7 protein-coding genes are annotated in these 14095 nt (G+C 69.2%); 2 read left to right on the top strand and 5 right to left on the bottom strand.

The genetic code is table 11. From position 1 onward, the window contains the following. Positions 1 to 11: 11 nt before the first annotated feature. From OG225_RS20785 to OG225_RS20800, 4 genes are all read right to left on the bottom strand, one after another. Positions 12 to 1346 (bottom strand): GDSL-type esterase/lipase family protein, encoded by a 1335-nt coding sequence (locus tag OG225_RS20785; protein WP_405176873.1) that lies wholly within the window; start codon positions 1344 to 1346, stop codon positions 12 to 14. Beyond that, on the bottom strand, positions 1337 to 3124 hold the full coding sequence (locus tag OG225_RS20790; RefSeq protein WP_405176874.1) for an FAD-dependent monooxygenase: 1788 nt from the start codon (positions 3122 to 3124) through the stop codon (positions 1337 to 1339). The genes OG225_RS20785 and OG225_RS20790 overlap by 10 nt, the downstream gene beginning before the upstream one ends. An 11-nt stretch (positions 3125 to 3135) precedes the next feature. Further along, positions 3136 to 4044: a hypothetical protein gene (locus OG225_RS20795; RefSeq protein WP_405176875.1), complete on the bottom strand. Its 909-nt coding sequence runs from the start codon at positions 4042 to 4044 to the stop codon at positions 3136 to 3138. 155 nt (positions 4045 to 4199) lie between these two features. After that, a complete protein-coding gene (locus tag OG225_RS20800) occupies positions 4200 to 10736 on the bottom strand; it encodes an SDR family NAD(P)-dependent oxidoreductase (RefSeq protein WP_405176876.1) in 6537 nt (2178 codons plus the stop codon). Positions 10737 to 11030: 294 nt separating this feature from the next. Between OG225_RS20800 and OG225_RS20805 the strand changes: the two genes are divergently transcribed. Further along, positions 11031 to 11750, top strand: coding sequence for an SGNH/GDSL hydrolase family protein (locus OG225_RS20805; RefSeq protein ID WP_405176877.1), 720 nt, complete (start codon positions 11031 to 11033; stop codon positions 11748 to 11750). Here OG225_RS20805 and OG225_RS20810 read toward each other — a convergent pair. Continuing rightward, positions 11747 to 12385, bottom strand: a complete 639-nt coding sequence (locus OG225_RS20810) for a TetR/AcrR family transcriptional regulator (protein ID WP_405176878.1) — start codon at positions 12383 to 12385, stop codon at positions 11747 to 11749. The genes OG225_RS20805 and OG225_RS20810 overlap by 4 nt on opposite strands. Positions 12386 to 12644: 259 nt before the next feature. Between OG225_RS20810 and OG225_RS20815 the strand changes: the two genes are divergently transcribed. Beyond that, complete coding sequence (locus tag OG225_RS20815; RefSeq protein WP_405176879.1) at positions 12645 to 14081, top strand: DHA2 family efflux MFS transporter permease subunit; 1437 nt, start codon at positions 12645 to 12647, stop codon at positions 14079 to 14081. Positions 14082 to 14095 lie beyond the last annotated feature (14 nt).

Here is a 14095-nt window from a genome sequence, read left to right on the forward strand (position 1 = left end):
GGCTACCGCTCCTAGTTGCCGCAGCCGCTGCCACGCAGCGCGACGATATCGATGAGGTCGGCCATGGCGGCGTAACCCGCGGGGCCGACGTGGTTGTCCAAGCCCCGGTACTGCGACAGGATGATCGCGTCGGCGTTCGGGTCGGCCAGCAACGCGTCGTAGTCGACGACGCCGTCAGCGATCTGCTGTGTGCGCACCCAGTCGTTGAGTTCGACCCTGCGCTGATCGGCGAACGGTGCGAAATTGCCCGCCAGCAGCGAGTACTTCAGCGGCGGGTTGGTACCGAGCACCACCCGGATGCCCGCGGCCCGCAACCGGTACACGGCCTCGGTGTAGCCGGCGATCATCTCCGCGGTCGTCGCCCACTCGGGGATCGCGAAGTCGTTGGCGCCGAACATGACGATCGCGTCGGTGACTCCGGCCACCTCGAGCACGTCGGGCTGGATCCGGGTCAGGCCACGTGGGCCGAGTTGCGGCAGGGTGCGGAACGCGTCGTCGAGCAGCCGATTGCCCCAGATACCCGAGTTGACCACCGAGACCGGGATCCCCGCGGCGTCGAGTCGACGTTGCAGGAAGTCGGTCGGACGAAGATTCTGGTCGACGGCCGCCGGTGACTGTGGCACCTCGGAGTAACCGCTGCCGACGAAACCCTCGGTGATCGAATCGCCGAAGGCCACCAGCGTCGACACCGAAGCCGGGGCGAGCACGTCGACACCGGAGACGTACAGCACCGAAGTCGTTGTGCGGTCCAGCGATCCACCGCCGATGTCGTGCGTCCGGTCACCGGTGCCCGGCGAACCGTAGTAGCTGGTCGCCATGCCCTGCAGGTGTTCGGTCGGCGCGCGCGAGCTGCCGGGAACGTAGACGCTCACCGCCAGCGGTTCGAACGAACCGAACGACAGGGCGACCGGGTCACTGACCACGTCGCCGCCCGCCGGGACTGTCACCGACGACGCACCGTCGAAGGTCACCGTCCGCAGCGAGTCGGACGAGACCCGCGGTCCCCCGGCCTGTTTGCCGACCGTCACCGAGGTGAAGGTCACCTCGGCGGGGCTGAGCCGGTTGGTCAGACGCACACGCATGGTCGCGCCCGCCCGATGCGGCGTGATCACCATGCGGTAGGTCTGGTCACCCACCGAGGTGATCGGATCGAACGAGAAATCGGCAAGCGACGCCGCATCCGACGGCGCGGCCATCCAGGTCGCCACCCAGTGGTCTGCCCCGCAACCACCGCCGACCGGCGCCGACCCGGCAGACCCACCGGTGACCGCCACGAACCCCGCGAACAGCGGAACTATCGCCAGCACTCGCCAGTTGGCCCGGTTGCGTCGGCGTGTCATCGCCATCCACTTGCTCCTATGTTCGCGAAGGCGGCGCGCAACGCGGCCGCCGGATTGTCGTTCCCGCTCAGGCTGCGCCAGCACACGTGGTGGTCGGGGCGCACCAGGATCGCCCCGTCGTCGGCGATCTCGCGGACCCGCGACCAGGCGCCGTCCTCGCGATAGGCGCCGCCGTCGCCGATCACGGCGACCACGAACGGGGCGGTGGGGTCGGCGAGGTCGGCGGGGTCGGCGCCGAGCTCACGCGCGGCGTCCAGCCACGGCTGCCCCCCTGGTCCGACCAGCAGCACCGGGCGGTCGCGGGGAACCAGGTCCAAGGTCGACAGCCGGGTGCCGTCCTTGTCCAACCACGCATGCGGCAACCGGTGCCCCGGCCGCGTGGTGGGGTGGTAGATATCGCCCATCGGCGCGCGCGGCGGTGCCGTGGTGCCATCGGGGGTGAGGGCCCCCTCGGCGTAGGCAAGGCCGAGTTCCATGTCGTGCGCCTGGCAGTCGACCCGGTGGGTGCGGAACACCTCACCGGCGCGCGCCCTGGTCGTCGCGCCACGACGGGAATCCTCGAAGTACACGTGGAAGAACGCGGGCCGCACCAGCCGCGGCACCTGGGGACCGAAACCGAGCGCGTTCTCGGTGATCAGCTCGGTGTTCTTCAGGATGCCCAGCGCCCAGTCCAGATTGTCCCGGCCGATCGGGCGCCGCTCGGATTCGTAGCTGTCGAGCAGGGAGGCCTGCGACCGCCCCGACTCCACGGCCGCGATCTTCCAGGCCAGATTGTGGCCGTCCTGGATGGCGGTGTTCAGGCCGAGACCCGCGGCCGGTGGCATGCGGTGCGCCGCGTCGCCCGCCAGGAACACATTGCCCACCCGGTACTTCGCCGCGAGCACCGCGTCGACGGTCCAGCTGCTCACCTTGTGCAGGGTGATCGGCAGGTCCGGCGCCTTGAGCACATCGCGAATCCGTTGCAGCAGCGCGTCTTTGCGGGTGCGGGCCGGATCGTCGGCGGCCGCGGTGAAGTGCAGACCCCATTCCTCGGAGAACTTGCCCCAGGTGGGGCCCATCTGCACCAGCATCGCGCCGGACAACTCGGCGAGTTCGGGGTTGATGAAGAAAGTGATCAGGGCGCCGTCGTGCTGCCAGCGCGACAGATCGGCCGAGAAATGCGCCGTCGTGACCTGGTGGAACTTCGGCCACCCCTCCATCTTCACCTTCAGCCTCGGGCCCACGGTGCGACCGCCGTCGGCGGCGATCAGGTACTTGGCCCGCACCGTCGACTCCACGCCGTCGGCGTCGCGCAGCCTGGCCACGATCGTCGAACCCTCGTCGACCCAGTCGAGCAGTTCGCACCCGTACCGGACGCGACCGGGCGCACGCCGCTCCGCCAGGTCACGCAGGATCGGCTCCAGCCGGATCTGCGGCAGGTTGGTCGAATCGACCGGGCTGTCGCCCGCGTAGCGTTCGCTCAGCGAGCCCGCCCCGAAGGCGTCGAGTTCGTAGAGCACCTTGCCGTCGTAGGGGCCGCGGCCGGTCAGCGAGGTCTGCCACACCACCTTGCCGAACTTGTCCAGTGGCGCGCCGACCGCGGTGATCGCGTCGGCGACCCCGTGCTGGCGATACAACTCCATCGTCCGCTGGCTCAGATAATGGGCCTTCGGCAGCCGCGACGTCTCGCCACGTTGCTCGATCAGCAGGTGATCCACGCCGAGATCGGAGAGGAAGATCGACGTGGACAACCCACACCCGCCCGCGCCGACGATCAGTACGGTGACGTTGTCCGGCTGTGTCATTGGCGCTCCGATCAATTGTGACTGTGCCCGGAAGTCATACCGGGTGTGACCGGATGCGGATCGGCACCGGCCGCGAGCTCGTCCGGCCAGACCGGGTACGGGAACGCGGTGTCCATGCCGCCGACCACACCGGGAATGTCGCCGAACGGGCTCAGGTCCGAGGCCACCGGCGTCGTGGGGTTCGTCGGGTCGAGGAAGATGTGCACGTCCCAGCCGCGCGGATGGACCAACCCGGACGGTGTCGACCCACCCGGCAGTGGGGTGTCGCCCCGATTCTGGCCGAGGTAGTCCTCCTGCGGCGGCATCATGTGCATGTCGAAGTCGGGGAAGGTGTGCACGCCCCGCTCGTGGAAGGCCCAGTCGCCGCGGAACATGCACAGCCCCACCTCGGTCGGCGTCTGACCGGGGGTGTAGACGCCGGCGTAGAACCAGCCGACCAGGTCGTAGGGGAACTGCGGGGTGTACGCGTCGTGGTGGTTGAATCCGGTCTGTCGTGACCGGTAGAACAACCCCGCGGGTTTACCGCTGACCACGGTGTCGGGTCCCGGTGTCGAACCGGGCATCTGCTTGGCGATGATCTGCAGCGACTGGTCCAGGTTGAGCAACGCCACACCCATCCGCTCGTACTGCACCCAGCCGTGCGAGTCGGGACCGTAGGTGCCCGCGGCCGCCAGCGGCACCAGGTCCTCCGGGCCGTTCAGCGTCCGCAGCGGACCGAGCAGGTCGAACACGCGCTGCTGGTCGGCCCGCAGCGACTCGGTGCGCTGTGCGGCGGTACAGCGGTCGCTCGCGATCGGCACCCCCGGCTTCGCCACGGCGGTCGGTGCCGCCACGACGTTGGTGATGACCGCCAACGCGGACACCAGCAGAGTTCCCGGCACCGTCAGTCGTCGGCGCCACACTCCCGGTGCAGTGCGCATCACTCCGGCGGCACCATGATGTCGCATTCGCATGAGGTCGGTATTTCCTTTCTGACGACCCGGCGCCGTCTCGTCGACGACGCCGGGTGAGGGATGAAATGACGAACTGTGCCGCCGCCGCCCGCTGCGATGCCCGGGACGCGGCGGCGGCCGACCTACCCCAGGCTCGCGGGGTCGTTGTCGAAGAACTCGAACAGTTCGTCGTCGGCGGCGCTGCCGAGTTCGGAGATCACGGCATCGTCTTCCTTGCCCCGCACGGCGCGCAGGAGTTCGTCGAGGCGGTCGGCGATATCGGTCCGCTCGGCACTGCTCAGTGCCGCTGCCGTGAAACCCGAAGCGATGGTGTCGATCTCGGCGAGGATGCGCGCCGCGGCCGCGTCGGCCGGGACGATCTCCTCGCACATGTACCGAGCCAGGATGGCCGGCGTCGGGTAGTCGAACACCACCGTCGTGGTCAGCTTGAGCCCGGTAGCCGACTTGAGCCGGTTACGGAACTCCACCGCGCCGAGGGAGTCGAAGCCGAGGTCGGTGAACGCCTGGCCGGGCCCGATCTCGTCGGGCGAATCGTGCCCGAGCACCGCGGCGGCATGCGACCTGATCAGATTGAGCATCGTGCGCTCCTGATCCACCGGACTCATCGCGAGCAGGCTCTTCGCCAGCGACGAGGACTCGCCCGCCTCGCCCGCGCCACCACCGGCACGCCGGGGCGCGGCCCGCAGCAGACCGCGCAGCGGCGGCGGCAGCAGTGTCGGATCGTCGGCGCCCGCGGCCCTGATCGCCGCGAGATCGAGCCGCGCGGCCACCGTGAGCGCCGCACCCATCGACAGGGCGTTGTCGAACATGACCACACCGTCGGCGGTGTCGATGCCGATCATGCCGTCCCGACGCATGCGCGCCCGGTCGATGTCCGACAGCGCGGCGGTGATGCCGCTGGCCTGCGCCCAGAGTCCCCACGCGATCGAGGTCGCGGGCAATCCGAGTCGCTGCCGGTGCTGGGCCAGTGCGTCGAGATAGACGTTGGCGGCAGCGTAGTTCGCCTGACCCGGACCGCCGAGCACACCGGCGACCGAGGAGTAGAGCACGAACTCCGCCAGCCCGAGGTCCCGGGTGGCCTCGTGCAGGTTCCAGGCGGCGTCGACCTTCGGCCGCAGCGCGGTCTCCACACTCTTCGGGGTCTGTGCCCCGAACACCGCGTCATCGGTCACGCCCGCCGTGTGCACGACCGCGGTCAGCGGGTGGGCCGGCGGGATGTCGGTCAGCAGCGCTGCCAGCGCGTCGCGGTCGGCGACGTCACAGGCGGCGATCTCGACGTCGGCGCCGAGCGCGATCAGTTCCTCGCGCAACTCGCTCGCACCGGCCGCCGCCGAACCACTGCGGCTGGTCAGCAACAGGTGACGCATACCCCTGGCCTGCACCAGGTGACGGGCGATCTCCCCGCCGAGCACGCCCGTACCGCCGGTGACGAGCACCGTGCCCTCGGGATCGAGCAGGGCCGGAATCGTCAGGACGTTCTTACCGACGTGCCTGGCCTGGCTGAGGAAGCGGAACGCCTCCGGCGCCCGGCGCACGTCCCAGGTGGTGACCGGAAGTGGTTCCAGCGCACCGGACGCGAACAGCGCCACCAGTTCGGTGAGGATCTCGTGCAGCCGGTCGGGTCCGGCTTCCATCAGCACGAATCCGCGGTAGGCGACACCGGGATACTCCTGCGCGATCTTCTCCGGATCACGCACGTCGGTCTGGCCCATCTCGATGAACCGACCGCCGCGCGGCAGCAGCCGAAGGGACGCGTCGACGAAATCGCCTGCCAGCGAATCGAGGACCACGTCCACGCCGCGCCCGTCGGTCGCGGCCAGGAACTTCTGTTCGAAGTCGAGGGTGCGCGAGTTCCCGATATGGGCGTCGTCGTAGCCGATCCCGCGCAGGGTCTTCCACTTCGGCTCGCTGGCCGTCGCGTAGACCTCGAGCCCGAGGTGCCTGGCCAGCTGGGTCGCCGCCATGCCGACACCGCCGGTGGCGGCGTGGATGAGCAGCGACTCCCCCGCCCGCACGCCTGCCAGATCGACCAGTGAGTAGTAGGCGGTGCCGAAGACCGCGGGGACGGCCGCCGCTTGCGCGTAGGTCCACCCCTCGGGCATCGCGGCCACCATGCGCTGATCGGAGACGACGGTGGATCCGAGTCCGGAGAACAGGCCCATCACCTTGTCGCCGACGGCGAATTCGGTGACATCGTCGGCGACGTCGACGATGATGCCCGCGCCTTCACCGCCGATCGGCGCGTCCGGGTCCGGGTACATGCCGAGCACGATCAGTACGTCGCGGAAGTTCATGCCGGAGGCCCGCAGTCGCACCCGCACCTCACCCGGCTGCAAGGGCTCGCTGTCGGAACTCTCGACCAGCACGATGTTGTCGCCGTGCAGCGTGCCCTTGCCGAGCGAGGTCAGCAGCCATGGCCGGGTACCGACCAGGGGGGATCCGGCCGCGCTGTCCGCGCCGGGACGGGCGAGGCGGGGTACGTGCGGCACGCCGCGTCGGAACGCGACCTGCCCCTCGGAACCGCCGAGCGTCGCGGCGACGGCGGCGCGGTAGTCGTCCGCGTCGTCGACGTCGATGAGCTGGATACGGTCGGGCTGCTCGGCCTGCGCGCTGCGCAGCAAGCCCCACACCGGCGCCACCGCCAAGTCACCGATCGCCTCGGCGCCTTCGATCGAGACCGCGTGGCTGGTGACAACCACGAGGCCGACATCGGTGTTGCGCTCGTCGGCGAGCACGTCCTGTACCCGCCGCAGCACCGTGGTCACCGTGGCGCGTACCGCGTCCGGGCCCGGCACGTCGGCGGTGTCGCCGCCGAAGCGCAGCACCACGGCCTTGGCGCTCGCGGTGGTGACCACCTCTTCGTACTCGTTCTCGACGTCGGCGTAGGGCTCCCAGTTCCCCTGTTCCACTTCGACAACCGGCTGCGGCACCCAGGTGAGCGCGTACAGCCCCTCGGCGGCGGCCGACTTCGTGGACCCGCCGAGCGCGTCACGTGACATCGCCCGCAGCGACAGTCCGTCCACCGTGACGACCGGTGCGCCCGCCGCGTCGACCGCGGTGATCGACATCCGATCCGTGCCGGTGGCGGCGAGTCGAACGCGCACCGCCGTGGCACCGACCGCGTGCAGGGTGACGCCCTCCCACGCGAACGGCAATCTGATCTGGTCGCCGTCGGTATCGCCACCGGCGACGGCCATCGCGTGCAACGCCGCGTCGAGCAGCGCCGGGTGGATCCCGAAGGCTCCCGCAGCGCCGCGCGCCTGCTCCGGCAGTTCCACCTGGGCGAACAGTTCCTCGCCGCGCTGCCAGACCGCGCGCAGACCCTGGAACACCGGACCGTAGCCATAGCCCGCGTCGGCGAGTTCGGCGTAAGGATCACCGATCTCGACCGGGGTGGCACCGGGCACGGGCCAGATGGCCGACTCCGCCGTCACGACCGCGGGGGCGTCGTCGACGACCAGCGAGCCGACGGCGTGCACCGTCCACTCCGCCTGCTCGCCCTCGTCGTCGAGCTGCTGGGGCCGCGAGTAGATGGTGATGGGCCGATCGTCGCCGGAACCACCGACCACAGCCTGCACCTCGACGCCACCCCGCTCGGGCAACACCAGGGGTGCCTGCAGCACCAGTTCACCGATCCGGGGGACGCCGAGCTGGCCGCCTGCCAGCAGGGCGATCTCCACGAACGCGGTGCCAGGCACCAGGATCGAACCGCCGACCACGTGATCGGCAAGCCAGGGCTGGGCCCTGGTCGACAACAGGCCGGACAGGAGCACATCGTCGCCGCCGCTCGCCTGCGTGATCTTCGCGCCGAGCAGCGGGTGATCGACCACGCCGAGGCCGACGCCCGCGACATCGCCGGTCCCGGTCGGCTTGTCCAGCCAGTAGCGCCGGTGCTGGAACGCGTAGGTCGGCAGGTCTACCTGAGCGACCGCGCGCACATCGATGCCCTGGGTCCAGTCGACCGCGGTGCCCGAAGCGTGCGCGGCGGCCAGACCCGCGTAGAACGCGATCGGCTCGTCCTGCTTGGGTCGCAGCAGCGAGGTCGCCACGGCGACGGCCTCGTCGACACCGTCGTTGAGCACCTCGTCGACCAGGGTGGTCGAACTCGCGCCGGGGCCTACCTCGAGGAACACCGTCGCGCCGAAATCATGCGCGGCGCGCACGCCGTCCGCGAAGCGGACCGCCTCGCGGACGTGGCGCACCCAGTATTCCGGGGTGCACAGCTGCTCGGGCTCGGCGACCGCGCCGGTGACATTGGAGACGATCGAAATCGACGGCCGCTGGTAGGTGAGCGACGCGGCGACCGCGCCGAACTCGGCGAGCATCGGCTCCATGAGCGGCGAGTGGAACGCGTGGCTGACCCGCAGCGGCTTGACCGTGTGTCCGAGCGAGCGCAGCTCCGCCGCGATGTCGTCGACGACCGCGGCCACACCCGAGATCGTCAGCGCCGAAGGGCTGTTGATCGCGGCGATGGCCACATCGGCCTCGCGGCCGGACAGCAGCGGCAGCACCGTCTGCTCGTCCGCGCGCACCGACAGCATCGCGCCACCCTCGGGCAGCGCCTGCATGAGCCGGCCACGCGCGGCGACCAGGGTGGCCGCGTCATCCAGCGACAGCACACCCGCGACGTGGGCGGCCGAGATCTCGCCGATCGAGTGTCCGAGCACCAGATCCGTTCGGACACCGAAACTCTCGGCCAACCGGAACAGCGCCACCTCGACCGCGAACAACGCGGCTTGGGTGAAGGCGGTGCGGTCGAGCAGCACCGCCTCGTCGGTGTCGGGCTCGGCGAAGACGACATCGCTCAGCGAACGCCCCAGTGCGGGGTCGAGCCGCGCGCACACCTCGTCGAAGGCGGCGGCGTACACCGGATACCGTTCGTACAGCGCACGTCCCATGCCGACGCGTTGCGCGCCCTGGCCGGGGAACATCACCGCGGTCTTGGCCGAGCTGCCCGCCACACCGACCGCCACGTTGGCCCCGGAATCGGACGTCGCGGAGTCTTCGACGACCGCACCGGCCGTCTTCAGCGCCGCGATCAGTTCCTCGCGGGTGCTGCCGAGCACCACCGCGCGATGGGCGAACCTGGCGCGCCGGGTGGCCAGCGAATACCCGATGTCGGCGGGCGAGTACTCGGGGTGATCGTCGAGGAAGGTGCTCAACCGGGCGATCTGATCGGACAGCGCGGGCGCGGTGGCCGCGGAGACGACCCATGCCGTCGCCGCGGGCTCGACCTGCGCGACACCGGCCGCCTCGGGCTCGCTCTCCTCGGTGGTGGGGTCCGGCGCCTGTTCGAAGATGACGTGGGAGTTGGTGCCGCTGATACCGAAGGCGGACACCGCCGCCCGGCGCGGACGGTCGACCTCGGGCCACCGCGTGGCCTCGGTCACCAGTTCCACCGCACCCGCGTCCCAGTCGACCTGGTGCGACGGCTCGTCGACGTGCAGGGTCGGTGGCACCGTCCCGTGCCGCATCGCCATGATCATCTTGATCGCGCCCGCCACACCGGCCGCGGCACTGCTGTGACCGATATTCGACTTGATCGAGCCGAGCAGCAGCGGCGTCGTGCGGTCCTGGCCGTAGGTGGCCAGCAGCGCGTTCGCCTCGATCGGGTCACCCAGTGGGGTACCGGTGCCGTGCGCCTCGACGACGTCGACGCCGGACGCGGGAATCTTGGCGTTGCGCAGCGCGGCTTCGATGACCCGCCGCTGCGACGGGCCGTTCGGCGCGGTCAGACCGTTGGACGCGCCGTCCTGGTTCACCGCGGATCCGCGCAACACGGCCAGGACGGGGTGGCCGTTCTTCTGCGCGTCCGAGAGTCGTTCCAGGACAAGCAGTCCGACACCTTCGGACCAGGTGGTGCCGTCGGCGGCGGCCGCGAACGCCTTGGCCCGCCCGTCCGCCGAGATCACACGCTGACGGGAGAAGGCGATGAACGCCTCCGGTGTCGGCATGATCGTCGCACCGCCCGCCAGTGCCAACGAACATTCGCCCGACCGCAGCGAATTCGCGGCCTGATGGATCGCCACCAGCGACGACGAGCACGCGGTGTCCAGCGAGACCGCGGGACCCTCGAGGCCGAGTGAGTAGGCCACCCGGCCCGACGCGACGCTGGAGGTCCGGCCGATCAGCAACCAGCCCGCCAGACCACTGCGGTCGTCCATGATGGTCGGGCCGTATTCGACCTCGATGATGCCCGCGAACACACCGGTATCGGTGCCGCGCAGAGTATTCGGGTCGATGCCCGCACGCTCGAGCGCCTCCCAGGCGACTTCGAGCATGTGCCGCTGCTGCGGTTCCATCGCCAGCGCTTCACGCGGGCTGATACCGAAGAAGGCCGCGTCGAAATCGGCGGCGCCGCCCAGGAATCCGCCGTGCGAAGAGTACGACGTCCCTTCGTGGTCGGGGTCGGGGTGATAGAGACCGTCCACGTCCCAACCGCGGTCGGTGGGAAACTCCGAGATGACGTCACGACCGTCGGCGACCATCTGCCACAGATCCTCGGCGGATTCGACACCGCCGGGATACCGGCAACCCATGCCGATCACAGCGATGGGCTCGCTCGACCGGTATTCCACCTCCTGCAGACGCTGCCGGGTGCGATGCAAGTCGATTGCGGCTCGCTTCAGGTATGCCCGAAGCTCCTCTTCGGTCGCCATTGCGCGTCTCCTCCGATGAACGATGTGATTCGCGGTTCGCCGATTCCGACGCGACTTCGCGTGGATCGCACTCCGACTTGCGCGTTCGCCGTCGATTACTCCGACGGCCGACATCACCATCGTCAACGGACCTACCACTCGCTGGAACCCCTAGCTACTCCCCTACCCGCCGCACAACCGTTCGGATGGCCACCTGCCGTCGACCGGGGTAGCGTTCGTCTCGACGGCATGACCGACTTGACGACTTCCATATCTGCGTGCGTAAATAAGAACGATCGTTCGTTCAGTGCGCATATGACCGTAATCGGACGCCAAGGGGAGACAGGGCCGAAAATGACCTCGCAGACCTGGACCGAAGAGACCGACCCCGACTGCATCGATGACGCCAGCGCCGCGGCGATGCTCGACGGCGCCCCGTGGCGGCGGCTCGCCGTCATCGGCGACAGCACCGCCATCGGCCTCGGCGCGCCCTACCGCGGCTACCGCAGGCTCACCTCGTTCGCCCGAATGGCCGACACGTTGGCGATGGCGGTCGGTCCGATCAACTACATGAACCTCGGCACCCCGTGGGCAACCTCACGTAAAGTCGTCGAGGGACAGAAAGACCTGATGGTGGCGTTCAAGCCGGATCTGGTGATGATCTCGTGCGGCGGCAACGACCTGATGGTCGATACCCCCGACTACGCGGCGATCGCGGCCAATCTCACCGAACTGTTCGAGGCAGGCAAGAGCGTCGGCGCGCAGACGATGACAATGACCCTGGCCGATGCCTTTCCCGACGAGTCGATGGTGCGCTTTCGGAGCAGTTTGGCGCGGCTCAACGAACTGGTGCGCAAAATCGCCGCCGAGCACGACGCGATCTTGATCGACCTGTGGCATCACTCGGTCGGACATCGCCCCGACGTGATGAGCAACGACCGGATCCACTTCAACATGTCGGGCCACGCCGTGCTCGCCGCCGAAGCCGTCAAGGCGCTCGCGGCTCATATTCCGCAGCGGGCCAACACCGTTTAGCCGATCAGGGCGGGCGCGCGGTCCCCACCGGTGGCGCATTCGCCCAGCAACCGCAGCATCGTGACGCGCGCGCGGTCGAAGACGGCCGGGTCGCCCAGCAGGATCATGTCGGACGCGGCGGCCCGCTCGATCGCGGCCAGTTCGAACGCCAGTTGGGCCGGGTCGGTCTCGGCCGAGATCTCGCCGAGTTGCTTGGCCTCGATCACGGTCTGGCGGTGAAACTCGTGCCACTGCTGCCAGACCGACACGATCGCGTCGCGTACCCGTCCCGGCCGTGCGCCGTATTCCGATCCGACCGACAGGAAGAAGCACGCGCCGCCCGAACCGATGTCCTCGTTGAGATGGTCGATCCAGGCTTCACAGAGGGTGCGCAACCGGACGAGGCCGGACGGCTGACGCAGCGCGGGACTGATCACCGAGGCGATGAACTCGGCCTTCGCCTCCTCGATCGCCGCCAGCTGCAATTCCTCCTTGGAACCGAAGAGCCCGAACACGCCGCTCTTGCTGGCGCCGAGCGAGGTTGCCAGGCGCCCGATCGTGAGCCGGTCCAGCCCCTCGACCGCACCGACCCGGACCGCCTCTCGCAGGATGGCACGGCGGGTGTCCTGCCCACGCGCGGTCTGGATATCGCTCATCGACCCGAACTCCTCTCGCGACAAAAGTCCGATACGCCCGTTGTCGCGCGTACCCACCACCCACGATAGCCGAACAATCGTGCGGCCAGTTGGAGCACCTGACGGCAGTCGAGGCAGCACCGCTTGCATGTCCAGAGCGCCCGTGCGTAAATAGATGCGTACGAACGTTCGGTTCATTACTAGACTGAGAGGTCGTCATGAACGTTTTCTCCTCCACCGCGCACCCGCGCGGGCGGTGCGACGATCGGACAGGTGAACGATGACTGACAAGACGTCGACCGCAGCGCCGTCCGCGGTGGAGCCCCGTCGCGTTCTGCTGATCACCGCGCTGGCCACCTTCGTGGCCTTCCTCGACATGTCCGTGGTGAACGTCGCGTTCCGCAGCATCGCCGAGGACTTCTCGGACACGTCACTCTCCACGCTGTCCTGGGTCGTGAGCGGCTACGCCGTGTTCTTCGCGGCGGTGCTCACCCCGGTCGGCCGCTATGCCGACCTGATCGGCCGCAAGACAGTGTTCCTGTGGTCGCTGCTCGGCTTCACCGTCGCGTCCGCGTTGTGCGCCGCGGCGCCGACCATCGAAGTCCTCATCGGCGCTCGCGCACTGCAAGGTATGGCGGCGGGTGGCATGATTCCCGCCGCGCTCGGCCTGGTTCTCGGCGCGTATCCGCCGGAGAAGCGGGTCGCGGCGGTCGCGGCATGGGCAGGCGCCGCATCGGTGTCCGCGGCGTTCGGTCCCGCGGTCGGCGGCTTCCTGGTGTCGGCCTTCGATTGGCCCGCCATCTTCCTCATCAACGTCCCCGTCGGTGTCTTCGCCCTGATCGCGGGCCGCGCCTGGCTGCCCGAGATCAAGGTTCCCTCCTCGGTACGGCCCGATCCGATCGGCGCCATCCTGGTCGCGGTCGGCGTCGGCGCGGCGGTGGTGGGGTTGACCCAGGGCGGCCAATGGGGTTGGACCAGTCCGGCCTTCCTCGGCTGCACCCTCGGCGGGCTCGTGTTCCTCGCGCTGGGCATCCTGCGCTCGATGCGCACGCCGGTGCCGACCTTCGAGGTCGACCTGTGGCGCAATCGCACCTTCGCCTCGGCGAGCGCCGTATCCTTCCTGTTCGGCATCGTGATGTTCGCCTGGCTCCTGGCGACCCCGCTCTGGACCCTGCTCGTCTGGAACTACTCCGTCTGGGAAACCGGTCTGGCCAACACTCCCGGTGCATTCACCGCGGCGGTCGGCGCGGCCATCGTCGGCAAGTCCAAGCACCCCGACATCGCGCGCCTCGCGACGATCGCGGGCACCCTCTGCTTCGGTGCCTCGGCGGTTCTCTTCGCGCTCCTGCTCGACGAGACGCCGCGCTTCTGGACGGTGTGGTTCCCGGTCGGCCTGCTCCTCGGCCTCGGCATCGGCCTGGTGATGACGGCGGTGTCCAGCGCCGCCGCGACCTCGGTGCCGGAGGAGAAGTTCGCCTCCGGCTACGGCATGAGCACCACCGCCCGCCAGATGGGCGGCGGCTTGGGCATCGCTGCCTTCGCCGCGATCACCACGTCGGTCACCACCGGCTGGCTCGACGGACTGCAAACGGTGTTCTGGTTCAGCGCCATCGCGTGCATCCCCGTAGTCCTGGCTGCTCTTCCGATGGGTCCGGCCGTTTCGACACCGATCCCCGAAACCATCGCCGAACCCGCGCCTTCACCGACACAGGCATAACCGCATCCCTCAGG

The sequence above is a fragment of the Nocardia sp. NBC_01377 genome, assembly GCF_045040005.1.
Lineage (GTDB): Bacteria > Actinomycetota > Actinomycetes > Mycobacteriales > Mycobacteriaceae > Nocardia > Nocardia noduli.

Bases quoted from the DNA above. Each gene is read 5' to 3' on its own strand.
- OG225_RS20815 (WP_405176879.1), top strand. From the start codon at position 12,645: ATGACTGACAAGACGTCGACCGCAGCGCCGTCCGCGGTGGAGCCCCGT.
- OG225_RS20810 (WP_405176878.1), bottom strand. From the start codon at position 12,385: ATGAGCGATATCCAGACCGCGCGTGGGCAGGACACCCGCCGTGCCATC.
- OG225_RS20800 (WP_405176876.1), bottom strand. From the start codon at position 10,736: ATGGCGACCGAAGAGGAGCTTCGGGCATACCTGAAGCGAGCCGCAATC.
- OG225_RS20790 (WP_405176874.1), bottom strand. From the start codon at position 3,124: ATGACACAGCCGGACAACGTCACCGTACTGATCGTCGGCGCGGGCGGG.
- OG225_RS20785 (WP_405176873.1), bottom strand. From the start codon at position 1,346: ATGGCGATGACACGCCGACGCAACCGGGCCAACTGGCGAGTGCTGGCG.
- OG225_RS20795 (WP_405176875.1), bottom strand. From the start codon at position 4,044: ATGCGCACTGCACCGGGAGTGTGGCGCCGACGACTGACGGTGCCGGGA.
- OG225_RS20805 (WP_405176877.1), top strand. From the start codon at position 11,031: ATGACCGTAATCGGACGCCAAGGGGAGACAGGGCCGAAAATGACCTCG.